This window comes from Methanofollis liminatans DSM 4140, from assembly GCF_000275865.1.
Classification (GTDB): Archaea; Halobacteriota; Methanomicrobia; order Methanomicrobiales; family Methanofollaceae; genus Methanofollis; species Methanofollis liminatans.
Window position 1 is genome coordinate 2,402,604 of record NZ_CM001555.1, and the last position, 23,912, is coordinate 2,426,515.

The 23,912-nt window shown below is 59.1% G+C and carries 23 protein-coding genes, 2 tRNA genes and 1 CRISPR repeat array; of the genes, 16 read left to right on the forward strand and 9 right to left on the reverse strand.

What is annotated here, in order from left to right; all coding sequences use genetic code 11:
* Positions 1 to 55 precede the first annotated feature (55 nt).
* Together METLI_RS11940 and METLI_RS11945 are read left to right on the forward strand one after the other, a co-directional pair.
* Positions 56 to 2,617 (forward strand): oligosaccharyl transferase, archaeosortase A system-associated, encoded by a 2,562-nt coding sequence (locus tag METLI_RS11940; protein ID WP_004040718.1) that lies wholly within the window; start codon positions 56 to 58, stop codon positions 2,615 to 2,617.
* A gap of 44 nt (positions 2,618 to 2,661) precedes the next feature.
* On the forward strand, positions 2,662 to 3,600 hold the full coding sequence (locus METLI_RS11945; protein WP_245529367.1) for a histone deacetylase family protein: 939 nt from the start codon (positions 2,662 to 2,664) through the stop codon (positions 3,598 to 3,600).
* On the opposite strand, the gene METLI_RS11950 is transcribed toward METLI_RS11945, so the two are convergent.
* Positions 3,597 to 4,769: a YcaO-related McrA-glycine thioamidation protein gene (locus METLI_RS11950; protein ID WP_004040722.1), complete on the reverse strand. Its 1,173-nt coding sequence runs from the start codon at positions 4,767 to 4,769 to the stop codon at positions 3,597 to 3,599. The two genes, METLI_RS11945 and METLI_RS11950, sit on opposite strands and share 4 nt — an antisense overlap.
* Positions 4,770 to 4,823: 54 nt before the next feature.
* On the opposite strand from METLI_RS11950, the gene METLI_RS11955 reads away from it, so the two are divergent.
* The gene (locus METLI_RS11955) at positions 4,824 to 5,111 is read left to right on the forward strand and encodes a DUF2098 domain-containing protein (protein WP_004040724.1); all 288 of its coding nucleotides are present in this window, start codon (positions 4,824 to 4,826) and stop codon (positions 5,109 to 5,111) included.
* On the opposite strand, the gene nikR is transcribed toward METLI_RS11955, so the two are convergent.
* On the reverse strand, positions 5,108 to 5,536 hold the full coding sequence (gene nikR / locus METLI_RS11960; protein ID WP_004040725.1) for a nickel-responsive transcriptional regulator NikR: 429 nt from the start codon (positions 5,534 to 5,536) through the stop codon (positions 5,108 to 5,110). The two genes, METLI_RS11955 and nikR, sit on opposite strands and share 4 nt — an antisense overlap.
* Before the next feature lie 202 nt (positions 5,537 to 5,738).
* On the opposite strand from nikR, the gene METLI_RS11965 reads away from it, so the two are divergent.
* From METLI_RS11965 to METLI_RS12900, 10 genes are all read left to right on the forward strand, one after another.
* Entirely contained in the window at positions 5,739 to 6,962 is a 1,224-nt protein-coding gene (locus METLI_RS11965; protein WP_004040726.1) for a translation initiation factor IF-2 subunit gamma, read from the forward strand.
* The gene (locus tag METLI_RS11970; protein ID WP_004040727.1) at positions 6,959 to 7,339 is read left to right on the forward strand and encodes a type II toxin-antitoxin system VapC family toxin; all 381 of its coding nucleotides are present in this window, start codon (positions 6,959 to 6,961) and stop codon (positions 7,337 to 7,339) included. The genes METLI_RS11965 and METLI_RS11970 overlap by 4 nt, the downstream gene beginning before the upstream one ends.
* Position 7,340: 1 nt before the next feature.
* The gene (locus tag METLI_RS11975; RefSeq protein WP_004040728.1) at positions 7,341 to 7,916 is read left to right on the forward strand and encodes a DNA-directed RNA polymerase; all 576 of its coding nucleotides are present in this window, start codon (positions 7,341 to 7,343) and stop codon (positions 7,914 to 7,916) included.
* Entirely contained in the window at positions 7,900 to 8,106 is a 207-nt protein-coding gene (gene spt4, locus METLI_RS11980; protein WP_004040729.1) for a transcription elongation factor subunit Spt4, read from the forward strand. Before METLI_RS11975 ends, spt4 begins: the two co-directional genes overlap by 17 nt.
* Positions 8,106 to 8,591, forward strand: a complete 486-nt coding sequence (locus tag METLI_RS11985) for a GTP-dependent dephospho-CoA kinase family protein (RefSeq protein ID WP_004040730.1) — start codon at positions 8,106 to 8,108, stop codon at positions 8,589 to 8,591. Before spt4 ends, METLI_RS11985 begins: the two co-directional genes overlap by 1 nt.
* A 63-nt stretch (positions 8,592 to 8,654) precedes the next feature.
* On the forward strand, positions 8,655 to 8,948 hold the full coding sequence (locus METLI_RS11990) for a 30S ribosomal protein S24e (protein WP_004040731.1): 294 nt from the start codon (positions 8,655 to 8,657) through the stop codon (positions 8,946 to 8,948).
* A 1-nt stretch (position 8,949) separates the two neighbouring features.
* Positions 8,950 to 9,135, forward strand: a complete 186-nt coding sequence (locus METLI_RS12895; protein ID WP_004040732.1) for a 30S ribosomal protein S27ae — start codon at positions 8,950 to 8,952, stop codon at positions 9,133 to 9,135.
* Between the two features lie 3 nt (positions 9,136 to 9,138).
* Complete coding sequence (locus METLI_RS11995; protein WP_004040733.1) at positions 9,139 to 10,695, forward strand: bifunctional N(6)-L-threonylcarbamoyladenine synthase/serine/threonine protein kinase; 1,557 nt, start codon at positions 9,139 to 9,141, stop codon at positions 10,693 to 10,695.
* Positions 10,692 to 11,234 (forward strand): RdgB/HAM1 family non-canonical purine NTP pyrophosphatase, encoded by a 543-nt coding sequence (gene rdgB, locus METLI_RS12000; RefSeq protein WP_048104258.1) that lies wholly within the window; start codon positions 10,692 to 10,694, stop codon positions 11,232 to 11,234. Before METLI_RS11995 ends, rdgB begins: the two co-directional genes overlap by 4 nt.
* Positions 11,235 to 11,291: 57 nt before the next feature.
* Entirely contained in the window at positions 11,292 to 11,438 is a 147-nt protein-coding gene (locus METLI_RS12900) for a 50S ribosomal protein L40e (protein WP_004040735.1), read from the forward strand.
* A gap of 106 nt (positions 11,439 to 11,544) precedes the next feature.
* Here METLI_RS12900 and METLI_RS12005 read toward each other — a convergent pair whose 3' ends face one another.
* Genes METLI_RS12005 through METLI_RS12015 form a run of 3 tightly spaced genes read right to left on the reverse strand, consistent with a single transcriptional unit; the run spans position 11,545 to position 13,863 of the window.
* Positions 11,545 to 12,195 carry a putative phosphothreonine lyase domain-containing protein gene (locus METLI_RS12005; RefSeq protein WP_004040736.1) on the reverse strand — a complete coding sequence of 217 codons (651 nt, stop codon included), beginning with the start codon at positions 12,193 to 12,195 and terminating at the stop codon, positions 11,545 to 11,547.
* 37 nt (positions 12,196 to 12,232) lie between these two features.
* Entirely contained in the window at positions 12,233 to 13,069 is an 837-nt protein-coding gene (locus METLI_RS12010; RefSeq protein WP_004040737.1) for a hypothetical protein, read from the reverse strand.
* A 26-nt stretch (positions 13,070 to 13,095) separates the two neighbouring features.
* Positions 13,096 to 13,863 (reverse strand): sulfide-dependent adenosine diphosphate thiazole synthase, encoded by a 768-nt coding sequence (locus METLI_RS12015; protein ID WP_004040738.1) that lies wholly within the window; start codon positions 13,861 to 13,863, stop codon positions 13,096 to 13,098.
* Between the two features lie 99 nt (positions 13,864 to 13,962).
* On the opposite strand from METLI_RS12015, the gene htpX reads away from it, so the two are divergent.
* The 3 genes from htpX (at position 13,963) to METLI_RS12030 (ending at position 15,062) form a co-directional block, all read left to right on the forward strand.
* Complete coding sequence (gene htpX / locus METLI_RS12020) at positions 13,963 to 14,850, forward strand: zinc metalloprotease HtpX (protein ID WP_004040739.1); 888 nt, start codon at positions 13,963 to 13,965, stop codon at positions 14,848 to 14,850.
* 64 nt (positions 14,851 to 14,914) lie between these two features.
* Positions 14,915 to 14,985, forward strand: a tRNA-Gly gene (locus METLI_RS12025).
* A gap of 3 nt (positions 14,986 to 14,988) precedes the next feature.
* Positions 14,989 to 15,062, forward strand: a tRNA-Val gene (locus METLI_RS12030).
* 692 nt (positions 15,063 to 15,754) lie between these two features.
* Positions 15,755 to 20,681: a CRISPR direct-repeat array (repeat unit 32 nt; unit sequence ATTTCAATCCACACACCCGCACGGGGTGTGAC).
* 293 nt (positions 20,682 to 20,974) lie between these two features.
* On the opposite strand, the gene cas2 is transcribed toward METLI_RS12030, so the two are convergent.
* The 4 genes from cas2 to cas7c all read right to left on the reverse strand — a co-directional run bounded on the left by cas2 (position 20,975) and on the right by cas7c (position 23,910).
* The gene (gene cas2 / locus METLI_RS12035) at positions 20,975 to 21,262 is read right to left on the reverse strand and encodes a CRISPR-associated endonuclease Cas2 (RefSeq protein WP_004040740.1); all 288 of its coding nucleotides are present in this window, start codon (positions 21,260 to 21,262) and stop codon (positions 20,975 to 20,977) included.
* Between the two features lie 13 nt (positions 21,263 to 21,275).
* Complete coding sequence (cas1c, locus tag METLI_RS12040; RefSeq protein WP_004040741.1) at positions 21,276 to 22,307, reverse strand: type I-C CRISPR-associated endonuclease Cas1c; 1,032 nt, start codon at positions 22,305 to 22,307, stop codon at positions 21,276 to 21,278.
* A 68-nt stretch (positions 22,308 to 22,375) separates the two neighbouring features.
* The gene (gene cas4 / locus METLI_RS12045; protein ID WP_004040742.1) at positions 22,376 to 23,062 is read right to left on the reverse strand and encodes a CRISPR-associated protein Cas4; all 687 of its coding nucleotides are present in this window, start codon (positions 23,060 to 23,062) and stop codon (positions 22,376 to 22,378) included.
* Positions 23,059 to 23,910: a type I-C CRISPR-associated protein Cas7/Csd2 gene (gene cas7c, locus METLI_RS12050; RefSeq protein WP_004040743.1), complete on the reverse strand. Its 852-nt coding sequence runs from the start codon at positions 23,908 to 23,910 to the stop codon at positions 23,059 to 23,061. Before cas7c ends, cas4 begins: the two co-directional genes overlap by 4 nt.
* Positions 23,911 to 23,912: the final 2 nt, after the last annotated feature.

A 23,912-nucleotide genomic window follows, 5' to 3' on the forward strand; every position in this document is an offset into this window, starting at 1 on the left:
GAATTATCCAAATATATTAATCATCCTCCGGGGAAACACTGATACCGGAGTATCAATGCCGCCTTTCGACGAAAAACAAAGAAATATCTTGATTGCGGGAGCGCTCATCCTCCTCTCGCTCTTCGCCCTCTGGATCAGGCTGATCCCGATGGCCGGACTCACCGCGGCCGGAGTGGCCGACGTCCTGGGCAACGACCCCTGGTATAACCTCAGGCAGGTGGAGTCCCTCCTCGCCAACGGCCTGACCTATGCCTGGTACGACCCGATGACCCTCTTCCCGACCGGCGACCCCGTCTACTGGGGCCCGCTCTTCACCCAGATCATCGCGGGGCTCGCGATCCTGACCGGGGCGACGACGCGCCTCGATATCGCCTTCGTCGCCTCGCTCGTCCCGCCCCTGATGGGCGCCGCCATGGTCCCGCTGGTCTACTTCATCGGCAGGAGAGTGGCCGACCCGAAGACCGGCCTCCTTGCCGCTCTTTTCACGGCGGTGATCTCGGGGCAGTACCTCTACCGCTCGCTCTTCGGGTTCGTCGACCACCATGTCGCCGAGGTGCTCTTCTCGACGCTCTTCGCCCTCGCCTATATCGTCGCCCTCCATGCAGGGCGGGAGGGGCGGGTCGACCTCGCCTCGGTCGAGACGTTGAAGCGCCCCCTCCTCCTCGGTGCTCTCGCGGGCGTCGCCTACCTGCTCGGCCTCTTCGTGATGCCGACGATGATCCTCTTCGCCATGATCGCGGCGGTCTATACGGTCCTCCAGTTCATGCTCGACGCCTGGCACGGGCGCGAGAACACCGACCTCGCCGTGATCAACACCGCCGTCTTCCTGATCGCCACCCTCGGCCTCCTCCTCTTCGGGTTCAAAGAGGCTGGGTTCGGCCTCTCCAGGTACACGATGGGGCACGTGGTCGCATACCTCGCGATCGTCCTCGGGACGTGGGTGCTCTTTGCAATCGCGCGATCGACGCGGGAGCGGCCGAAATACGTCTATCCCCTCTCGCTCGCCAGCCTCGGGATCATCGGCGCCCTCGCCCTGATGATCGCCGCCCCGGCGCTCTACGGGGTGCTGGTCGGCAGTTTCTTCTCCTTCTTCGGCCAGTCGGCCGTCGTCCTCACCGTGCAGGAGGCGATGGGGTGGAGCCTTGACAGCGCCTGGCAGGCCTTCAACCTCGGGCTTCTCCTGATGATCGGCGGGTTTGCCGTCCTCATCTATGAACTCTTCAGAAAAGACCGGCCAGACCACCTCTTCGTGATCGTCTGGTCGGCCGTCATGCTCGCCTCGACCTGGCAGCACGTCAGGTACGAATACTATCTGGCGGTAAACATCGCCCTGCTCTCCGGCATCTTTGCCGGGTTCGTGGTCAACGCCGGGTGGAAGGACGTCCTGGCCCTCAGGTCGATTCCCGCTCCCGAGAAAACAGAGGACAAAGGAAAGAAAAAGGCAGGCGCCACGAAGGTTCCTGCGCGGAAAGGCGATGTAGACGGCGATATCAGGATGGTGCTCGCGGTCGCCGGCGTGGCCCTCGTCTCCCTGGTCTTCGTCCTCATGTCGGTCCAGAGCGGCATGGCCGTCGCCGAGGCTTCGGGATACGGCGGGATGAACCCACAGTGGCGCCAGGCCCTTGAATGGATGGCCGAGAGCACGCCTGACACCGGCGTCGACTACTACGGGATCTACGAGAAGGAGACCTATGAATACCCGGCCACCGCATACGGCGTGATCTCCTGGTGGGACTACGGCCACTACATCACCTACCTCGCCAAGCGTATCCCGGTCGCAAACCCCTTCCAGCACGGCGTCACCGGGCCGAACGGCTCGGCGGCATTCTTCATGCAGCAGGATGAAACGGCCGCCGCAGAGATCATGGAGAACACCGGGACGCGCTACGTGATCACCGACATCGAAATGGACACCGTGAAGTTCTGGGCGATGGCGACCTGGTACGACCCCGCAGTGGCGCAGAAGGGGTATCTCGACACCTACCTGATCCAGGAGTCGGGATCGTATAACCGGGTGCAGCTGAACACGCCGGCCTACTACCGGACGATGGTCTCGCGCCTCCACAACTTCGACGGCTCGATGGCCGAGCCCTCGCAGGTGGTCTATGTGGAGTATACCGAGGCAGGGGTCTCGGGATTCTCCGCACCGGTGATCACAAATGCCATGATGCTGAACGGGTCTGAAGCGCAGGCAAAGGCCGATGCCTACAACGCGAACGCACCTGCCGGAAAAGGCGCCGGGCTCTTCGGCACCGACAACAACCTCACCCTCCCGCCCGAAGAGGTCTCGGCCCTCCAGCACTTCAGGCTCGTCTTCGAGTCGAGCCAGAACGTCTACAATGCCGTGACGCCGAATATTAAATACGTCAAGGTCTTCGAGTATGTTCAGGGCGCCCGTATCGCCGGCGAGGGAACGATCGAGGTGGACCTGAAGGCGAACACCGGCCGGACCTTCACCTACCGGCAGGAGAGCGTGAACGGAGTATTTGTGGTGCCGTACTCCACATCCGGAAATCCCTACGGCGTGACCGCTCTAGGGCCGTACCGGATCGTCGGCACCGGGCAGACGATCGAGGTGTCTGAGGACGCCGTGATGCAGGGTCTTACCGTCGGCTAATGAGATGTTCAGCGATCACCGGGAGAGTGTTTGCAAAACACGACATGTCAGCCCCTCCGGGGAGCGGGCAGTCCGAGACGAGCGCCCGCCTCAGGGAGGTGCTCGCCGGCCTCCCCAGGGATATCCCGGTCCATCCCCCGGTTTCTGCGACGGTCGAGGAGATCGAGGCCGTCCACGACCCCGCCTATGTGCGCTGGATCCAGAAGATGGCCACAGGCAGCTGTTTTCTCGACGATAACACCTATGTATCGGACTCGTCGTTCGAGGTCGCCCTTGCGGCCGCAGGCTCCACCCATGCGGCGATCGAGCGGGCCCTCGACGGAGAGAACTGTTTTGCGCTTGTCCGCCCGCCGGGCCACCACGCCGAGCCCGACCGGCAGATGGGCTTTTGCATATTCAACAACGCCGCCGTCGCCGTCACAAAGGCGCTCCGCGGCCTTGACCGGGTCGCCATCGTGGACTGGGACCTCCACCACGGCAACGGCACGCAGAAGATCTTTTACCCGTCCGACCGGGTGCTCTACTGCTCGATCCACCAGGAGAACAGTTTTCCCGGCACCGGATGGCCCGAAGAGATCGGCACCGGAAAAGGGAGGGGATATACGATCAACGCCCCCCTGGCACCAGGAGCGACCCTCGCCGATTACGCGCGGATCTTCTCGGCGGTCTTTGTGCCGGCGATCAGGGCGCACCGGCCAGACCTGGTCCTGGTCTCGGCAGGGCAGGACGCCCTCGCTGACGACGAACACGGGCGGATGCTGCTCTCACCGCCAGACTACGGGGTGCTGACCAGGATGCTCCTGGACCTCGACCTGCCCCTCGCCCTGGTGCTGGAGGGCGGCTACGGCCCCTCGCACGGGCAGGCGATCGCCGCAATCTTTACAACGCTCAGGGGTCGGGAGAAAAAGGACGGCGATCCCGGGCGGCCGCGCCCCGGAACCGTCAGACTCGCAGAGAAACTGCAGAAACTGATAAATTACTAACGTCTTTTGACCATCCGGTCCTTGTTCATGTGCGAGACCTCAAAGCCGGGCACGATCACCCTGACCACCGGGACAGGGGTGCGGGAAAGGTCGCAGACGAGCACGCGCTCGGTTTCCTTCCCGACCTCGTCGAGGGCGACCCCGATGTCTTCGTCGAAATAGTCGGTGGCCAGGTTCGCCAGCCCCTCGATCGGGGTGGAGGGAGCGTCGCAGAACCATTCCTTGTTGATCCGCTTCATCCTGTCGTAGCCGATCCGTTCGAGGAGGTGCTGGCGGTCAGGGTTGACCCGCCCGCCCTGGAGCTGGCTGGCGCGGCTCTGCGCCACCTCGGTGAGCGCCCGCAGTGCGGCGATCTCCGGGTCGAGATGCGTCCCCGCTCCCATGACCAGGAGAGAGGGGTCTTTTGTGAGCGTGTCGTCCGCCGCCGCCGCCACCGTCGGGATCCCGGTCCGGCCCTCGAGGAGCCAGAGATGGATCTCGATCCCGTGTCCGGCATAGAGGTCCAGGATCTCCCGCACCGACCCGGTCTCCCCGACCGAGAGTCTCGTCCCCATCGAGTGCCGCCGTTCAGCCCGGGAGAGGGCGTCGCGCTCGATCACCTCAAGGAGGGCATGAAGCACCGCCTCCTCGATCACGTTGCCCGAGGCGAGGCCGTTCGTGTCGGAGATGAAGAGGGGCACCGTCTGGCCCAGGCAGTCATAGGGGTGGAAGACGGCGTTGGACGGGACCAGGATCTCCTCATCGTTCAGGAGGTCGAAAGCAGGCGTCCAGTGGAGTTTCTCGTTCTCCTCCAGGGGGCGGGGCAGGATCAGGTCGGCCGGGTCGAGGGCCCGTCTGATCCCGAGCGCCTCGAAACTCGCGTACTCCATGAAATCACAGCGGTATTCGCCGGAGTAGCGCTCGATCGCCTCCATCATCGCCGAGACTTTCGCCTGCACCGGCCCTTTTCCTTTGCCGGCATGATGTTTCGCCGCCCCGATAGCGGCAGTCGGCCTGAAGACCGAGAAGCACGGGATGCCGAGGCGGTCGAGGTGGGTGACATCCTCGACCGAGACGACACCGATCTCGTCCATCAGGGGTTCTATGGCCTGCAGGGTCTCTTCGGGGGATCTCGAACGGTGGGTCCCGTCGTAATACTGTTTTCTGACGTGGCTGAAGGTGAGGGACATCGTAGAGGATTAGGCCGGGCGATCTTTTATACCTTCATGCACCCACTCTCTTTCATGGACGCCGCGGAGATTGTCGTGGGGATGACGGTGCGCTACCCGCGGACCGGAACGGCCGGAAAGGTGGAGAGGATCGAGGTGATCGAAGGGGAGACGTTTGCCGAACTCGACTCCACCGGCCTCCTGTACCGGGCCGATCTGATCGAGCCCGCCGCCAGTCTGGAGGCGAGGCGTACCGGAAAGAAAGAGAATCTGGACGACCGCCTCAAGAGAGAAAAGGCGTTCGAGAAGGATCTCGATGACGCCTGGAGCAAGATCGACGGAGCCTGTGAGGGAGGGGGTTAATCCTCCTTCTCGATCGGGATCGTGGTCAACTTTACCGACGCAACCCCTTTCTGAGACATGAGACGTTCGGCGATCGTCTTGAGGGCGGCGCCGTCCCCGCGGAGCAGGATCACTTCCATGCACTGGTCGTGGCTGAGATGGGCATGCATCGAGGCCTGAATGGTGTGAATATATTCGTGCTGGATATCGGTGATCGTCTGCAGGAGACCGCGCTGGTCATGGTCGTAGACCATCGTGATCACGCCCTGCCGCTCGCCCTTGACATCCGACATCCACTTGTAGTAGGTGATGTAGCTCCTGATCGCGTCCCGTATCCCCTCCGAACGGGACGAGTAGCCTCTCGCCCCGATAATGGCGTCGAACGTATCAAGGAGGTTTTTGGGCAGGGATATCCCAATGCGTGAGAGTTCGCTCTCCGGGTTCATACACCTCAGTGGTACATGGGACAATATAAAGCATGCGGAATATGGTAACACCAAGTCGGCAGATTCAACCAGCCCAGTACATACACATTATGTGTCAGACCGCGGATCCACGAAAGCGGACGGTAGCGATCCCGGCACCGATTTATCTATAAAGAGTGCGATATATATAGGAAGGGAGGTTTGAATCAGTTTGCATGACGTAATGGTACCCAATGTCAATATCGGGCTGGTTGGGCATGTGGACCACGGCAAGACGACGCTTGTGTCGGGTCTGACCGGGGTCTGGACCGACCGCCACAGCGAGGAGATGAAGCGCGGCATCTCCATCAGGCTCGGCTATGCCGACGCCACATTTTACCGGTGTGAGAAGCACGAGGGAGAGGAGGGGTATTCGATCTCTCCGGACTGCCCGGTCTGCGGAGAGAAATGCGCTCCCTTCAGAACGGTCTCGTTCGTGGACGCGCCCGGGCACGAAACCCTGATGGCGACGATGCTTTCGGGCTCGGCCCTGATGGACGGGGCGATGCTCGTCATCGCCGCCAACGAGCCCTGCCCCCAGCCCCAGACCAAAGAGCACCTGATGGCCCTTGAACTGGTGGGGATCAAGAATATTGTCATCGTTCAGAACAAGATCGATGTCGTTTCCCCGCAGGACGCACTCAAACACTATAAACAGATAAAGGCGTTCGTCAAGGGAACGATCGCAGAAGATGCACCCATTATCCCGGTCTCGGCCCAGAAAAAGATCAATATCGGGGCGCTCATCCAGGCCCTGGACACCTATATCCCCGCACCCGAGCGAGACCCCGAGGCAACGGCCCAGATGCTCATCGCCAGGTCCTTCGACATCAACAAGCCGGGATCGAACTGGCGCGACCTGAAAGGCGGCGTTATCGGCGGTTCGCTGACGCAGGGAGCGATCAAGGACGGCGACGATATCGAGATTCGGCCCGGCATCCAGATGCAGGTGGAGAACCGGACAGTCTGGAAACCGATCATCACCAAGGTCGTCTCGATCCATACCGGCGAGCGGAAGGTGACCGAAGCGACCCCCGGCGGCCTGATGGCAATCGGGACGAAACTCGATCCGGCGATCACCAAGAGCGATATGCTGGTCGGGCAGGTGGCCGGCCATGTCGGCGAACTCCCGGAGATCCTGGACCACCTCACCTTCACGGTGAAGCTGATGGACCGGGTCGTGGGTTCGGGCAGCGAGCTGGATATCACGCCCCTGAAGCACAAAGAGCCGCTGATGCTCTCGGTGGGCACGGCGGTGACGGTCGGCGTGGTGACGAACACAAAGAAGGACCAGGCAGAAGTCGTCCTGAAGAGGCCGGTATGTGCGGATGTCGGGGCGAGGATCGCGATCAGCCGCCAGGTGGAAGGACGCTGGCGCCTGATCGGCATGGGGATCCTTGCCGAGTGAAGGTGCTCCTCGACACCAACGCCCTGATGATGCCCGTGCAGTTTCGGATCGACCTCTTCGATGAGCTTCGATCCCTGCTCGGGAGGTACGAGCCGCTCGTGCTGCAGGACGTCGTGCACGAACTCGAAGGGCTGGCACGCGGCTCCGGGAACGACGCCGCGGCGGCCCGGGCCGGCCTGATGTTTGCCGGGCGCTGTACTGCCGTCGAAGGCCGGAGCACGGCGCCCTCGGTCGATGACCGGGTTGCCGCCTATGCGGCGGCCGAAGGGTGCATGGTGGTGACGAACGACCGCCGCCTGAGGGTTGCCCTCCTTGCGGCGGGCGTGCCCGTGATCACGCTGAGAAATCAGAAAAAATTGGAAATTTTAAGGGGATAGCATGTATTACCGTGTGACGCTCGATGACAAGGTGAGGGTGCCCCCGCACCGCCTTGGCGAAGACCTGAGAAATGTGATCCTGGACGAACTCCAGAAGCAGCTCGAAGGGAGCATAGACAAGGAGATCGGCATCTTCATCGCCGTAACGAAGATCAACAACGTCGGCGAAGGCGAGATCGTCCACGGAGACGGGGCGGTCTATTACGACGTCACTTTCGAGGCGCTGGTGCTCCGTCTGGTGCTGCAGGAGGTCATCGAAGGCGAAGTGGTCGAGACGACCAGTTTCGGGGCGTTCGTCTCGCTCGGGCCGATCGATGCGATGCTCCACGTGAGCCAGATCTCCGACGACTACATCGCCTACGACGAGAAGAACAACACCCTCAACTGCCAGGAGACGAAACGGTCGATCCAGGTGGGCGAGGCGATCCGCTGCCGCGTGGTCACCCTGAGCCTCAACGAGCGCGAGCCGCGCGAGAGCAAGATCGGGCTCACGATGCGCCAGGCAGGGCTCGGCACCGATAAGTGGCTGATCGAAGAGCGCGAGAAGGAGAAGAGCCAGCATGGCGCCAGCGCGTAAGAAAAAACAGATGAAGGCCTGCCAGAGTTGCCACAAGGTGGTCGAGGGTGAGGCCTGCATGACCTGCGGGTCGACGAACCTGAGCGAGGACTGGGCCGGCTACCTGATCGTCGTCGACCCGAGACACTCGGGGATTGCAAAACAGATGAACATCGACATGCCCGGACGCTACGCCCTGAAGGTCCGCTGATGTTTTATCTGCCCGAAGAACATCGGGAACAGTTTAAAGAGCCATTCGGGACGCTGTTCCCGGAGCTCGAGGAGGCGCTGCCATCCCTGGAGGGCAAAACCCTGTACGCCGTCGGGGACGTGGTGACCCACAACCTCCTGGCCGCAGGCAGACCGCCGGAGATCGCCGTGATAGACGGGTATACGATGCGGGCTCCCTGCAACCGGACGCCTCTTTTTCTCTATCGCCGGATCAGGGTGAAGAACCAGGCCGGAACCCTGACCGAGGATCTCATCGGGGCGCTGGAGGATGCGGTGGAAAATCCCCCGGCCCTGATCACCGTGGACGGCGAGGAAGACCTCGCGGTGATCCCGCTCGCCCTCGCCGCCCCTGAAGGGACGGTGATCCTGTACGGCCAGCCTGGAGAGGGCGTCGTTGTCTGCACGGTGACACCGGCATTGAAAGAAGCGGCAAAATACCTTCTTTCCCTCTTTGTCCGCGTATAGGGCGGTTTGATCCCGCGCCCTCATGTTTTAAATAACCAGGTCGACAATATTTGAGGGATATCGATGGAATTTCAGATCACCCGTGACTACCGGAATGAACTTTTAAACCGCAGGGAAGTGCATTTTACCCTCGCCTACGACGGGGCCACCCCTTCGAGGGCCCAGATTCTCGGAAAGATCAGCGCGCTCCTGAACGCCAGCGAGAGCCTCGTTGTTCTTGACTCGATGAAGAAGCAGTTCGGCACGATGGAGCTCAGAGGCGTCGCACGGATCTACGACGACGAGGAGAGCCTGAAGATGACCGAGCGCGACTACCTGATCAAGCGCAGCGCACCGAAGGCTGCGGAGGCAGAGTAAGATGGCGGCAGCAAAGAAGGCAGCAGCCCCGGCCTCGGTCAAGCGGAGCGCGTACTTCGCGGTCGACGGCAAGAAGGCCGTACCGCAGCGGAAGTACTGCCCCCGTTGCGGACCGGGCGTTTTCATGGCCCAGCACAAGGACCGCCTTTCCTGCGGAAAGTGTGGATATACTGAATTTACCGAATAAAGAATGCAAAAGGGCACAAAGGTACTGGGGATCGAAGGCACGGCCTGGAACCTCAGTGCCGCTATTTTTGGCGACGAACTCGTTTCCCTCCATTCAAACCCGTACCAGCCCAGAAGCGGGGGGATCCATCCGCGTGAGGCGGCCCAGCACCATGCCTCCGTCATGAAGGAGGTGATCGCCGCCGTGCTCACCGATCCGGGCGAGATCGCCGCGGTGGCGTTCTCGCAGGGCCCGGGGCTCGGCCCCTGTCTGCGGACGGTGGCGACGGCCGCACGCACCCTTGCCCTGGCGCTGGACGTCCCGCTGGTCGGGGTCAACCACTGTGTCGCCCACATCGAGATCGGGCGGTTTGCGACCGGGTGCGACGACCCGATCACCCTCTATGTCTCGGGGGCGAACACGCAGGTGCTCGGATACCTGAACGGAAGGTACCGGATCTTCGGCGAGACCCTGGACATCGGCCTCGGGAACGGCCTGGACAAGTTTGCCCGAAGCAAGGATTTCCCGCACCCGGGCGGACCCAGGATCGAGGAGCTCTCCCGAGGCGGCGGGTATATCGACCTCCCCTATACGGTGAAAGGGATGGACCTCGCCTTTTCCGGGCTGATCAGCGCCGCCCAGGAGAGCCGGGCCCCGATCGAGGACGTCTGCCACTCCCTGCAGGAGACGGCGTTTGCGATGTGCGTGGAAGTGACCGAGCGGGCGCTCGCGCAGGCCGGCAAAGACGAGGTGCTCCTGGTCGGCGGTGTGGCCGCCAACGCCCGCCTGCGCGAGATGCTGCAGGTGATGTGCGAAGAGCGCGGGGCCAGGCTCTTCGTCCCGGAGCGGCAGTTCTGCGGGGACAACGGGGCGATGATCGCCTACACCGGAAAGATCATGCTCGAGCACGGGGCGACCCTGCAGATCGAGGACTCCCGCGCCAACTCCCATTACCGCGCCGACGAGGTGGCGGTGGTCTGGCGGACCGAGCCGCAGAAGGTCCCGGCGGCGGGCGCCCGCCAGGGCGCCGAGGCGGTCGTGGTCATCGGTGAGGACGAGGTGACGAAGCGCCGGGTCTCGAAGTCCTACCGGGCGGCGGCGCTGGACGCACGGCTGATCGCCGAGCGGACGCGGGCCGAGGCGCGCCTTATCGCCGCCGCCAGAAAGGGCGGGGTGGCGACGCCGATCATCTACGATGTCTCAGGGGACACGATCACGATGGAGCGGGTGGACGGCGCCCTCCTGCGCGATGCTCCGACGGCGGAGCACCTCGCCATCGCCGGCGAGGCGGTCGGGCGGTTGCACGCGGCGGGGATCGTCCACGGCGACCTGACGACCTCGAACATGATCGTGCGTGACGGACGGTGCGTACTCATCGATTTCGGGCTTGCGTTCACCTCGGCCGAGACCGAGGACCGGGGAGTGGACCTGCACGTCCTCTTCCAGACGCTGGAGAGCACGACGGAGGACCCCGAGTCCCTGAAGGCGGCGTTCCTGGGGGGCTACGCCTCCGCCTTCTCCGAAGCGCCGGCGATTATGGAGCGAGAGCGGGAGATCGAGCGGCGGGGGCGGTACCTCTGAAGATCGCCGTCGTCACCTCGAACCCGCACAAGGCGGCCGAGGTGGCGAAGTTCTTCGAGGGCGTGGCCGTTGTGGAGCACGTGCGGCTGGAGATCCCGGAGTACCGGGACAACGACGTGCGGAATATCGCGCGGGAGAAGGCGCGCTATGCCTATTCCCGTATCGGGCAGCCCCTGATCGTGGACGACACGGCCTTCTGTGTCGACGCCCTGAACGGGTTTCCCGGCCCGTATGCCGCCTATGTCCAGGAGACGATCGGGAACGCCGGGATCCTGAAACTCATGGACGGCGTCGCCGACCGGCAGGCGCATTTCGAGACGGCGATCGCCTATGCCGACGGGGAGGAGATCAGGATCTTCTCCGGCGTGATCGATGGGATGGTGACCGAAGCGCCGCGGGGTGGCGAGGGCTTCGGCTACGACCCGATCTTTGCGGTCGAAGGGCGGACCCTGGCCGAGATCCCGCTTGCCGAGAAGAGCCTGATCTCCCACCGGGCCCGCGCCCTCGCGGCCTTCAGGGCATGGCTGGAAGATCAATAGTCTTAAGAATGCAGAGAGCGTTGTACTTAGAACTGGACAAACGTGGTGAGATAAGATATGGCACGGTTCCCCGAAGCTGAAGCACGACTGCTCAACGTTAAAATCTGTATGCGCTGCAATGCACGGAATGCACTGAGGGCGACGCAATGCCGCAAGTGCGGCTACCAGCACCTCCGCCCGAAGAACAAGGAACGCAAGGCCTGATACAGGCGCACACAAAAAGGGGACGTCCGGCCGCCCGCGGGGCCGGCAGGGCCCTTGCATCTTTTTCTGCGGGGATTTTCCGTAACGTCGGGATGGTTCCCGGCCGTCACACACTGTAATAGGTGACCTTTTTTCCCCTGACGGCGTATTCCCCGGCAAAGGTCTCGATGTTGCGCTTGTAGCCGATTCGCCCGGTGACCCCGAGGGCCCGGAGGCGCTCGCGCACCCGCATGACATCGGCCTCGTCGCTCCAGTCTTTCGTGTAGACGTAGATCACCTTCCGGTCGTCGCGGGAGTCGGGGTTGGGACGGGCGGTGCTCACCTTTGACGAGATGCCGAGGTCTCCGGCGACGGTGGCGTCCCGCACCTTCTGCCAGAGGGCGTCGACGTCGGCGGCGTCCGAGAAGATCAGCCATTTTCCGACCTGTTCGCCGGTGACGTCGACCTCGCCCGCGGAGGGGTTGTCCTCGACGATCCAGTACATCTGCGTGGTCCTGGAGGGGGTGACGCCCTCGCCTCTTTTGAGCATGTCGTATATGGCGTCCTGGCTCCCGAAGCGGGCAAGGAGGGCGGCGGCGAGGGGCGGATAGTCCTGCTCGAAGGCTGCGAAGATGGCGCGGAAGTCCTCTTCGAAGTCGATCCCGCCCTCGACACGGGCGAAGAGGGGTACGCCGCGTGCAAGGAGCTCTTTGTTCAGCAGGATCTCAAAGATCCCATATGCTGCGTCAGCCAGTGCCTCGGAATCGACATCGTCCATGATCATGTCTCTGGAGAGGCAATCAAAAAAGGTTATCTCAGGGGGTGCGGACCGGCCTCCGGTGTTCGCAGGGGACGCCGGTCTGGCAGAGACCGCAGGCGTTGATCCCCCCGCATGAGGGGGCGGCGACCGACCTGATGTAGGCCATACACCGCTCTTTGTCGTGGCCGGCCTCCGTGATCGCCCCGGCCGGGCAGCGATCGATACAGGCGGTGCAGGCGCCGCCGGCGTAGTGGAGGCACCAGTCATGGAGCCCGGCGTACGGCCGCGGCGTCGGCGTGAGGGGGAGGGCGGCGACCACCGAGCCGAGCCTGACCGCCTTGCCCGCTTCGGTGATCAGGCCGTCGCAGAGCCCGAAGGTGCCGAGACCGGAGACCCAGGCGGCATGGCGCTCCGACCAGGTCGAGGCCTCGCCCCGGCGTGCCGAGGTCTCCCGCCGCCAGAGGGGGGAGGCGACCGGGGCGACGGCCGGGTGGCCTGCGGCGGTGAGGGCAGCAGCGAGACGCCTGCGGAGGAGGGCGTTGAGATCCTCGCCGTACCGGCGGTTCTGCGCCCAGCGGCGGGAGGGCAGAAGGGTCGCCTCCCGCTGGTCCTCCAGGGTGGCCGCAGTCTGGGGGAGGGCCCAGGCGATGACCGAGAAGCCGCCGAGCGGGACCGTCAGGTCGGGGAAGGAGAGGGCGAAGATCCGGCGCGGGGTCCAGTGGAAGGGGCCGATATCCTTTTTGATCTCCTCGTAGAGGGGGTCGTCGCCGTCGCTCACCCCGAGGAGGGGCGGGCCCCATGCGGGTTCGGCGTCGTCGGGCGAGAGGCGGTTGACCTCAGGGTCGGCGAGGATAGCCGTGAGATATGCCCGGATATCGTCGAGGGTGTGCATGGGAGTATCTCTGGTGGTGCCCCTCTTCAGGGGTGCAGCACAGCCGCGGCCGCCAGGTCGGCGGCCCGCTCGCCTGAGAGGAGCATGCCGCCGAAGATCGGGCCCATGCGGCACTCGCCGGCGACGGCGTTGGCGGCCATGCCACAGACGAAGAGGCCGGGGAAGACCTCTCTCGTGTGCTCAAGGATGTTGCCCTCGGCGCGGTCGGCCCACATGAACCCCTCGCCGCGGATGGGCAGGTCGCCGCCCTTCTTCGCGACCATGTGGGCGATGGTGGCGTCGTGGCCGCTGGCGTCGACGACGGCTTTGCACCTGATGGTGAGGGGGTCGATGTGGAGGCCGGCCATCTCGACCGGGCTCCAGTTGACGACCAGGCCGGCGAGGCGGCCGTCGCCCTTGATCACGACGTCCTCGACGGCAATGAGGTTGAAGAACTCGGCCCCGGCGGTGCAGGCGGCGGCGGTGAGTTTTGAGACCGCCTCGACCGATTTCGCCACGTGGTAGCCGGGCTCGAACTCCTTCGATGCGATCCCGAAGCGGTCCAGGATCCGCTTCGCCTCCGCCTGGACGACGATGCGCGGGAACATCATGCCGCCGCCCCACATCCCGCCCCCGATGGAGAGCTTCTTCTCGAAGAGTCCGACTTTGACCCCTTTCTCCGCAAGGAGGGCCGCACAGGTGATCCCGGAGGGGCCCCCGCCGACGACGGCGACGTCGAGGTCGAGGTATTCGACCATCGTTTCCATCTGTGTGGCGAGGATCGCCCTGCTGATTGTCACTTCGTCGAGTTCCATCTGACCTCACTGTTTGAAGCCGCCGATAGAAATAGGATCTCTTCACCCGTTCGCGGTTTCACAGGTATTATAGGCTGAGAGTGAATACCTGATAGTAATATGAAATGGAAGCGTGACATAGGGCTCACGATGAGGGTCATCATGACCTGGGCACTCCTGCTCCTGGTCTACCTGATCTTCCTCACAGTTCTCGGGGCCCTGTTCCCGGGGATTGGGATGTGGGGGCTGTTTGCAATCGCCTTCGTGATGGCGTTCGGCCAGTACTTCTTCTCAGATCGGCTGGTGCTCTGGAGCACGGGCGCCCGGGAAGTGAGCGCCGAGGAGTATCCCGAACTCCACCGGATGGTGGAGAAACTCTCCACTGAGGCCGGGATCCCCAAGCCCCGCGTGGCCGTGATGCCGTCGCCGGTGCCGAACGCCTTTGCGACCGGGCGGTCGCCCTCCCACGCCGTGGTGGCGGTGACCGACTCGATTGCGAGGCTCCTGACCCGCGAGGAACTCGAAGCGGTGATCGCCCACGAGCTCTCGCACGTGAAGAACCGCGACGTCCTTACCCTGACGATCGCCTCGTTCATCGCGATGATCGCCACGATCATCATGCAGAACGCATGGCTCTTCTCCATCGGCGACCGGCGGGAAGGGAGCCCGTGGCTGATCGCATGGATCGTCGCCATCGTCGTCTGGATCGTCTCCACCCTGCTGATCCGCTCGCTCTCCCGGTACCGGGAGTTTGCGGCCGACCGCGGCAGCGCCTATATCACCGGCCAGCCCAAGGCGCTGATCTCGGCGCTCTACAAGATCAGCGGGAGGATGGACATGGTGCCGGCCGAGAAGAAGCGGGCGGTCGAGGGGGCGAACGCCTTCTTCATCATCCCGGCCCTCTCGGGCGACACCTTAATGGAACTCTTCTCCACCCACCCGCCCCTGGAAAAGCGCGTGGCGGCCCTGGAGCAGGTGGCAGAGGAGATGGGGTATTCGTCGAGGTAGATCCCCGGCAATACCATTTTAAACTCATCACACAGATCATATAGGGTGTCACACAGACACTCGCGCATCGATGGTCTAGTGGCATGACTTTGGCCTTCCAAGCCAATAGCCCGGGTTCAATTCCCGGTCGATGCATCTGGGCTCGTGGTCTAGCTGGTCATGACGTCGCCTTCACACGGCGGAGGTCCTGAGTTCGAATCTCAGCGGGCCCATGAATTATCTTTCTTTTCACGTTTTATCTGATTATTTGTAGTTTTTTTAGAGAGCGGAAGCGCCCATGCGATTGAATCTCAAGTGGGAGGGATTCTTGCCGTTTTCCCAGAGAGTTTTCTGCACCTGTCGCCACAGACGTCTGAGACAATTATCATTTTTACGTCCATTGTGCGGCTTTATCGGCATTATCTAACCATTATAATCTCTGATTCCACTGTCATGACAGTTATGTATCTGTCCATACAGTTTCGGGCCGTCCTAACCTTCAGGCGGCGCGGGGATGATACAGAGAGAGTAAGAAGGCGCGGTGCACCCTCCAGAGAGGACAACTCCCCACGCTGGAGATGGGATCGATCCCGCGTGGCCTCGCACCATGGATGGAGAGGGTGAACCTTTCCCTCCCTCACGACGGAGAGCCCACGCTATTGATCAATCCCTCTCCCCTGACAAAGCCAAGGGCTAACAAGCGATCCCAGGGGCCATACACATCTTGAACCGAATTGACCATCACCGGGAGAAAAGGAGGAGAATATAGGAGAAAGAGAAGAGAAAAAGACGGATTATTCTACTTTTACTCCACCAATTTCTCCAATTACTCTTTCGGTTCATTCATATTTTCCAACATCTTCAGTCCTATAATCCTGATCTCCCTATAATACGTACAAGATCCCCGGATCCACGTCCCTATAGGAAATAAATCCACACACCCGCGTGGGGTGTGACAATGACAGATATATTTGATAAGATTATGTTTGAATTTCAATCCACACACCCGCGTGGGGTGTGACAGAGGTAGTCCCGCTCGGTGCCGCCGCGCATGAGATTTCAATCCACACACCCGCTTGGGGTGTGACTCGCCGTATATTGGTCATCGCCGAGGTAGAGGTCATTTCAATCCACACACCCGCACGGGGTGTGACCGGCCGGGTCATAGGCGACGGGCAGCCGGAACGTATTTCAATCCACACACCCGCACGGGGTGTGACTGTAGGTGAAAAAATGACCGAACAACCAACCCCTATTTCAATCCACACACCCGCACGGGGTGTGACGGGCGGCCGGGGTCAGGAGGAGCGCGAGGAGGAGATTTCAATCCACACACCCGCACGGGGTGTGACGCCCGACGACACGGTCTTCGGGACGCCCTGCAGGATTTCAATCCACACACCCGCACGGGGTGTGACAATCGTCAGCGGTCTCGCACGGGCCGGAGAACTCATTTCAATCCACACACCCGCACGGGGTGTGACGCCGAAACCCGAGAAATCAGTCAACGCCCCACAAATTTCAATCCACACACCCGCACGGGGTGTGACGGTTCCCACCCATTTTTCCGCAGCGAGTTCCATTATTTCAATCCACACACCCGCACGGGGTGTGACTGCGGGCGCTTGTATCTGCTGCGGCCGGCACTACTATTTCAATCCACACACCCGCACGGGGTGTGACGCGTAAACTTAAGGGGGCTTTAGAGTGACACATAATTTCAATCCACACACCCGCACGGGGTGTGACGGTGTGGAGTGCGACTTGGGCGAGTATGGATTATAATTTCAATCCACACACCCGCACGGGGTGTGACGCCCGGAATACTTCGGACTGGATGGACATGTATATTTCAATCCACACACCCGCACGGGGTGTGACGATGTATATCATGGAAAACACCATTAGAATGTTATTTCAATCCACACACCCGCACGGGGTGTGACATTAAATCACCGACTGTTTTAATATCGCTATCATAATTTCAATCCACACACCCGCACGGGGTGTGACTCTATCAGGATATATGTCGTCTCCATTCATATGGGATTTCAATCCACACACCCGCACGGGGTGTGACCCCGCGCCCTCGGGGAGACCGGGATCCATGTGTTGATTTCAATCCACACACCCGCACGGGGTGTGACACGTATGCTGATAGAGCACGTGACACCCATCGAATTTCAATCCACACACCCGCACGGGGTGTGACTGCCGTTCCGGTGGATTTCATAGCGCACATTTGGATTTCAATCCACACACCCGCACGGGGTGTGACCACAGCACTCGCCGAGTCACTGCGTTCGTGTCAGATTTCAATCCACACACCCGCACGGGGTGTGACGTGGAGTGCGACTTGGGCGAGTATGGATTATAATTTCAATCCACACACCCGCACGGGGTGTGACCCCTTTTCGGATTCCTCGGGTTTACGCCCAACTATTTCAATCCACACACCCGCACGGGGTGTGACGTGGCGAGTGCTTGAGCCAATGAGACTGAAGTATATTTCAATCCACACACCCGCACGGGGTGTGACAGCCCTGACTTTGAGACTCTAGAGTGACCCATAATTTCAATCCACACACCCGCACGGGGTGTGACGTTCTTGATGTTGGGGAAAATGATTAACCTATATATTTCAATCCACACACCCGCACGGGGTGTGACAAGGCGGATTTGGTGATGTTGCGATTGTGACAACTGATTTCAATCCACACACCCGCACGGGGTGTGACAGTCAGGGCTTTGGGACGGAGATGGTAAAACATGATTTCAATCCACACACCCGCACGGGGTGTGACGGCCGTAGCCATTCTTAACGGCGATGTGCCAATATTTCAATCCACACACCCGCACGGGGTGTGACGAATACATCGCCTTCCACCTTCACCGACGCGGGATTTCAATCCACACACCCGCACGGGGTGTGACTTGTTTATCTCAGCACATATAAGGACAATTACGCATTTCAATCCACACACCCGCACGGGGTGTGACCCTCCACGGACACACGCATGCACGCACACTGAAAATTTCAATCCACACACCCGCACGGGGTGTGACTGGCTCCGCAATGTCGGGACTACGAATGATATGATTTCAATCCACACACCCGCACGGGGTGTGACCCGAGTCCCGGCAAAACATCATGGCGGTTCTGATATTTCAATCCACACACCCGCACGGGGTGTGACCTCAAGGGCGTGCCAATGCGTGAATACGATAGGGTATTTCAATCCACACACCCGCACGGGGTGTGACTTTGAACGCAAATGGAAGTTAATCGTGACCTCGGTATTTCAATCCACACACCCGCACGGGGTGTGACTATAATATGGGTCTTTCAAGACGGCTATGTGAGGATTTCAATCCACACACCCGCACGGGGTGTGACGGCCCGAATTGTATGCTCGTCTATACACATAAGTCTATTTCAATCCACACACCCGCACGGGGTGTGACTTCGGTCAAACGATTGCGTGTCTTCTCCCTTCGGGATTTCAATCCACACACCCGCACGGGGTGTGACACCCTGATTATGGTGTATGTGGACAGTATATGGGATTTCAATCCACACACCCGCACGGGGTGTGACAACGGGCGAGCACGGTCGATGAGCGGCGCTTGTTATTTCAATCCACACACCCGCACGGGGTGTGACGAGGTAGTCCCGTTCGGTGCCGCCGCGCATAACATTTCAATCCACACACCCGCACGGGGTGTGACCAATAGCGATCGCGAATGCCACAACGGCGAGGATATTTCAATCCACACACCCGCACGGGGTGTGACGGATTAAGATGGAGTCCGACAAACTAATAGCGATATTTCAATCCACACACCCGCACGGGGTGTGACGGGGTCGCCGACTGCGGCGGTGGTAGGGGAGAGGATTTCAATCCACACACCCGCACGGGGTGTGACTTCACCACCTACGTCCAGCCAACAGCCCTGCCCTTATTTCAATCCACACACCCGCACGGGGTGTGACCATCTGGATGATGCCATCGAAGAGACCGGAGATATTTCAATCCACACACCCGCACGGGGTGTGACTCGAGGACGCTATCGACTGGCCGGTCGCCAACCCATTTCAATCCACACACCCGCACGGGGTGTGACCAGGTCGCGTATGAGGGCCGTGGATAGGCCGGTAATTTCAATCCACACACCCGCACGGGGTGTGACGTGCTGCGGGAGTTTCCGCTGCGAGACCGTGACCCTATTTCAATCCACACACCCGCACGGGGTGTGACGGGCACGGCTCGACGATCGGGGATAGCAGGGGAGCATTTCAATCCACACACCCGCACGGGGTGTGACTGGGGGCATCCATTCACGCTCCTCCTACCGCCCTATTTCAATCCACACACCCGCACGGGGTGTGACCCCCGACGAACCCGTCGCCGCTCTCGTTCGGCTGAGTATTTCAATCCACACACCCGCACGGGGTGTGACGGTGAAGGCCGAGGCGTCGGCGAGACCGAGATCGATTTCAATCCACACACCCGCACGGGGTGTGACGTGGTGCTCGGCGGGATCGGCGTGTGGCTCCTGTGATTTCAATCCACACACCCGCACGGGGTGTGACACCATCTGCCCTGCCACCTCAGTATAGGAGGCTATTTCAATCCACACACCCGCACGGGGTGTGACCGGTTCAGGCCCGTGAGCGAGACGCCGCCGGCGTATTTCAATCCACACACCCGCACGGGGTGTGACAGCTGCTTCTCCCGCGCCCACCGATCGATGGCAGCATTTCAATCCACACACCCGCACGGGGTGTGACCCCAGTCCTCGCCGATCGACATCGCCAGCATCGAATTTCAATCCACACACCCGCACGGGGTGTGACCACCTGACAGGTGCCGCCAATAGTGTTGGAGAGGGTATTTCAATCCACACACCCGCACGGGGTGTGACTTTGAGAAAAAGGCTGCGTATCGGGCCGAGCAGAATTTCAATCCACACACCCGCACGGGGTGTGACGCTCTCTCGGGGTCGGCTTCGTCGCCTCCACCCAGGATTTCAATCCACACACCCGCACGGGGTGTGACGTGCGCTGATCCGTTCGGGGATCTCTGGCTGTCTATTTCAATCCACACACCCGCACGGGGTGTGACAGCGGAGCCCATCAACCTCTATCCTATCCTCATATTTCAATCCACACACCCGCACGGGGTGTGACACAAGGACGGCCACCCCATCAAGGTATTACAGCCTATTTCAATCCACACACCCGCACGGGGTGTGACGGGCTGAGCCTGGCCGACTTCATGTAAAATAGAATTTCAATCCACACACCCGCACGGGGTGTGACAGTAACTTCCCGGCGACAGAAAACGGTTGGCAGGGATTTCAATCCACACACCCGCACGGGGTGTGACGGAGGGTGAGGATCTCCTCCCCCTTCCCGATGTCATTTCAATCCACACACCCGCACGGGGTGTGACCCAGGGCGACGTTTACGGGTTCGGTTTTTTTCAGATTTCAATCCACACACCCGCACGGGGTGTGACAACAGAGTCTATCCAAATTATAACCCTCGTTGGTATTTCAATCCACACACCCGCACGGGGTGTGACGCGTTTTCCGATGTGGAGGCCAAACTCCAGACCAAATTTCAATCCACACACCCGCACGGGGTGTGACTGTGACCGCCGGCGATTACACCTATTACCCGTGATTTCAATCCACACACCCGCACGGGGTGTGACTAGAGACGTACGCGTCCGCATTGGTGTTGGTATCTATTTCAATCCACACACCCGCACGGGGTGTGACAATGGGCGGGTTTTCAGACCTCCGGACAGGTAGATTTCAATCCACACACCCGCACGGGGTGTGACCGCAAATGAATCCAGATCGCGTTATGATCATACGAAAGAAGATCGGCACCGATATGGACTAATATCATTTACACGCCGGGCACTAAATATTAATTTCGGCCATTGCGGCCCATATAACATTATTTGAAAAACACTGTGTTGTGTGGATCAAATTTCCCTGTTATATATCCATTTTTCTGAGGGTTATATTCTAAGACCCGAAGAGAAACTCCAACCACAAAAAATAACTATTATCAATCGATTCTCTCTGCGAACCCATTAATAAAACAATGATCACTATAGGTTCGCAGAGATCATAGCACTAATAAACCTTCTGGATCGTAGCCTTTTTTGGTACCGAAGTGCTCCACCCGGTTTTTCCAGTTCTTACCCAGGTAATAAAACCTCAGACTATCTTTATCCTCATCTATGATCTCACATAAAGAATGTTTAAGCTGTGCGAACTGAGCCGGATCCACGAGGCACTCAAATACGGAGTTCTGGACTCTCTGTCCATAATTCACGCACTCTTTTGCCACTCTTCTCAGTCTGCTCTTCCCGCCTTCTGATTCTGTGCTCACATCGTACGTTACCAGTACCATCACTCCGATCACCTCAATTCATAAAAAATGGGGGATACCCATCAATATCCCCACGCAAATAGCGCGCCAGCAACATCGCCTGCACGTAAGGAATTAATCCGACAGATATCTTCTCATTTAAATAGGGGTGAGTAATTTCGTCCTGCTTTCTCTTTTGCCAGGCCGAAAGCACCTCTTTTCTTCCATCGTCAGTCAGGATCACGCCGCCATTTTCCTTCTTGAGGAAATCTTTTCTACAGACCTGCCTGAGATTGACCATATTCAATGCAAGGCGATCGGCCATGAATGGGCGGAGTTCCTCCATCAAATCAAGTGCAAGACTCGGCCTTCCTGGACGGTCTGTGTGAAAAAACCCAACATATGGATCGACTCCAACCGTTTCTAAGGCAGATTCAACATCATGGGCGAGCAGCGTGTACAGAAAAGACAGGAGAGCATTCATGTTGTCAAGTGGAGGCCTCCGATTCCTCTGAGACAGGAAAAAATCATCCTTTTGCTTGAGAATCAGTTCATCCAGTGCGCCAAAGTAGAATTTTGCGCAATTTCCTTCAATTCCACGAAGAGAATCTGAATTATAACAGGAATCAATACTCTGAAGATTTTCAATCAGCAAAGAATCGATGAAACGAATTTTATCGTGATCGATTGCATCTCCGTGGTCACGCAGACTTCGACCGAGAACCGTCCTGCAGTTGACGATTTTTCCTATGATGAAGCACCTGGCGATCTCCAGGGATTCTTCTGCGTCATCTGCTTTTCGATATTGAGTCCGCCGCAGCAGAACATTGCCCCGGACCCGCCCATGAACGCGTGCCAGAAATTTTCCATGCGGCGTCAAAAAAGAGAGACCGACATTATTGTCGGTGCATAGTCGCATCAATTGAGGACTGGCCCCCATATATCCAAAGCAGACTATACCTTCAAGATTATGTATCGGAATGCGAAATTTTTCAGTATTATTGATTTTAATGACAACATTCTCTCCCTCCCGGAGAAGATATGATTCGGGAGTCGTGACATATAATGTGTTCAGTAATTTTCTCATGGATGGAGAGTCCTTAAACTAAAAATACAACTTTGTAAATATAAATCCTTCTAAAAAACAAGATTATCTTAGAGATCGCCGGCACATGCATCCTTCAAATGTTTGTCGACATATTTACGGACTGAAACCGATTTTTTCGTCAGTTTGGGAACACAGACATCGACAAGAGAGCAGAATTTGCAATTCTGGGATTTTTCAGCCGGCGGAGTGGTTCCCTTCTTAAAGAGGTCGTGCATCTCGTCGGCCAGGGAGATCACGAGTGTTCTCAGTTCTTCCGTGATCTTAAGGTGGACCCTTCTCCGAATCTCGTTATAATAGAAGTCAGCAGTAGTTATGCGTACATCGAACATCTCTTCCAGGCACATTGCCTGCGCACAGAGTTGCACCTCATCGCGCTCGTCAATCTTTGGCTTTCCCCTTTTGTACTCTACAGGTTGCATTTTCCATAGACCCTCATAGCCTGGAAGAGAAACACCATGTTCAGAACGAGTGTACTCAACAACATCTGCCACACCGTAGAGGCCGAGATGATACGAAACCAACGGAAAAGCCCTTGATATCACAACGTCGCCCCTGCTTTCTCTCAGGAACGGGTCATCCACGCGCTCATGGAGAAAGTGGCCTTCTGTCGTCCGAAGGTTCTCCTCCCACTGGCGCTCAATATGGATAAGAGCCCATTGGCGCTTGCAAAAACGAAAATGTTGTATGCCAGACAACGAGAGCAACTCGTCTTCGGCATATTTCTTTTCCATCATAACTTTTCGATCAACTCGACGCCCTTCGGGATGTCGTCAGCGATCGTGACGTTATAATCTGCGAAAGAACGGGGTGGCAGATCGCGGGAGAGATGTTCCACCTTCACCTTGTCGAACAGGATATGAGACTGGCAGTTGCCGAGTTCGCTTTCATGCTTGAAAACAATCAGTTTCCGTGCAGACATTTTACCCCGTGCCGCCGAATGGTCGTGCTCAAACATATTGATCAGGCTGTCCCAGAGCAGGTTCAGATCGTCCTCATTAAATCCGGTGGTCTTTTTTGCCAGGTGCGCTGAAATGTAACCTTCGGCACGATACAGGCCATAGGGCACAATCTGTTTTTTGCCCATCGTCTGGCCCTTTTCAGCGTCTCTCTCGTTTGTAACGGCACAACGGGTGACGGTTACTTCCTGCTGAAAGATCGGATCCGCGCTGCGGGCAAAACAAAACTGCACAGGGCCTCTGACCTGGCCACAGTTAACCTCCGTGGTCATCACGGCACCGAAGGCCCGAATATCAAAGAAGTTCTGACACATGAATTTTGTCAGTTCGTCGTCTTTCGGTTTCTTCGAATCCGGTTTGATCCCGAGATAATCATAGGCTTTCTTGTTCTGATCATTGAGCACGACACCGGACTTGACATAGATGTCATAACCTGCCTCCCCACTTTTCACAAGGTCAACGTAATCCCTGATCTTTCTTTTGAGGCAGACATCGGTGACGATGCCGTAGCCGGTCTGCGGATCCACCCTGGGCATATTGCCCATATCGGGATCCCCGTTAGGGTTTCCGTTTTCAACGTCGAACAGCAGCACAAATTCGTATCTATTCTTGATAATTTCACTCATAA

What these genes read in the sequence shown, in the direction of transcription:
- METLI_RS11940 (WP_004040718.1), top strand. Translation starts at nt 56, where the DNA reads ATGCCGCCTTTCGACGAAAAACAAAGAAATATCTTGATTGCGGGAGCG.
- METLI_RS11945 (WP_245529367.1), top strand. Translation starts at nt 2,662, where the DNA reads ATGTCAGCCCCTCCGGGGAGCGGGCAGTCCGAGACGAGCGCCCGCCTC.
- METLI_RS11950 (WP_004040722.1), bottom strand. Translation starts at nt 4,769, where the DNA reads ATGTCCCTCACCTTCAGCCACGTCAGAAAACAGTATTACGACGGGACC.
- METLI_RS11955 (WP_004040724.1), top strand. Translation starts at nt 4,824, where the DNA reads ATGGACGCCGCGGAGATTGTCGTGGGGATGACGGTGCGCTACCCGCGG.
- nikR (WP_004040725.1), bottom strand. Translation starts at nt 5,536, where the DNA reads ATGAACCCGGAGAGCGAACTCTCACGCATTGGGATATCCCTGCCCAAA.
- METLI_RS11965 (WP_004040726.1), top strand. Translation starts at nt 5,739, where the DNA reads ATGGTACCCAATGTCAATATCGGGCTGGTTGGGCATGTGGACCACGGC.
- METLI_RS11975 (WP_004040728.1), top strand. Translation starts at nt 7,341, where the DNA reads ATGTATTACCGTGTGACGCTCGATGACAAGGTGAGGGTGCCCCCGCAC.
- spt4 (WP_004040729.1), top strand. Translation starts at nt 7,900, where the DNA reads ATGGCGCCAGCGCGTAAGAAAAAACAGATGAAGGCCTGCCAGAGTTGC.
- METLI_RS11985 (WP_004040730.1), top strand. Translation starts at nt 8,106, where the DNA reads ATGTTTTATCTGCCCGAAGAACATCGGGAACAGTTTAAAGAGCCATTC.
- METLI_RS11990 (WP_004040731.1), top strand. Translation starts at nt 8,655, where the DNA reads ATGGAATTTCAGATCACCCGTGACTACCGGAATGAACTTTTAAACCGC.
- METLI_RS12895 (WP_004040732.1), top strand. Translation starts at nt 8,950, where the DNA reads ATGGCGGCAGCAAAGAAGGCAGCAGCCCCGGCCTCGGTCAAGCGGAGC.
- METLI_RS11995 (WP_004040733.1), top strand. Translation starts at nt 9,139, where the DNA reads ATGCAAAAGGGCACAAAGGTACTGGGGATCGAAGGCACGGCCTGGAAC.
- METLI_RS12900 (WP_004040735.1), top strand. Translation starts at nt 11,292, where the DNA reads ATGGCACGGTTCCCCGAAGCTGAAGCACGACTGCTCAACGTTAAAATC.
- METLI_RS12005 (WP_004040736.1), bottom strand. Translation starts at nt 12,195, where the DNA reads ATGGACGATGTCGATTCCGAGGCACTGGCTGACGCAGCATATGGGATC.
- METLI_RS12010 (WP_004040737.1), bottom strand. Translation starts at nt 13,069, where the DNA reads ATGCACACCCTCGACGATATCCGGGCATATCTCACGGCTATCCTCGCC.
- METLI_RS12015 (WP_004040738.1), bottom strand. Translation starts at nt 13,863, where the DNA reads ATGGAACTCGACGAAGTGACAATCAGCAGGGCGATCCTCGCCACACAG.
- htpX (WP_004040739.1), top strand. Translation starts at nt 13,963, where the DNA reads ATGAAATGGAAGCGTGACATAGGGCTCACGATGAGGGTCATCATGACC.
- cas2 (WP_004040740.1), bottom strand. Translation starts at nt 21,262, where the DNA reads ATGGTACTGGTAACGTACGATGTGAGCACAGAATCAGAAGGCGGGAAG.
- cas1c (WP_004040741.1), bottom strand. Translation starts at nt 22,307, where the DNA reads ATGAGAAAATTACTGAACACATTATATGTCACGACTCCCGAATCATAT.
- cas4 (WP_004040742.1), bottom strand. Translation starts at nt 23,062, where the DNA reads ATGATGGAAAAGAAATATGCCGAAGACGAGTTGCTCTCGTTGTCTGGC.
- cas7c (WP_004040743.1), bottom strand. Translation starts at nt 23,910, where the DNA reads ATGAGTGAAATTATCAAGAATAGATACGAATTTGTGCTGCTGTTCGAC.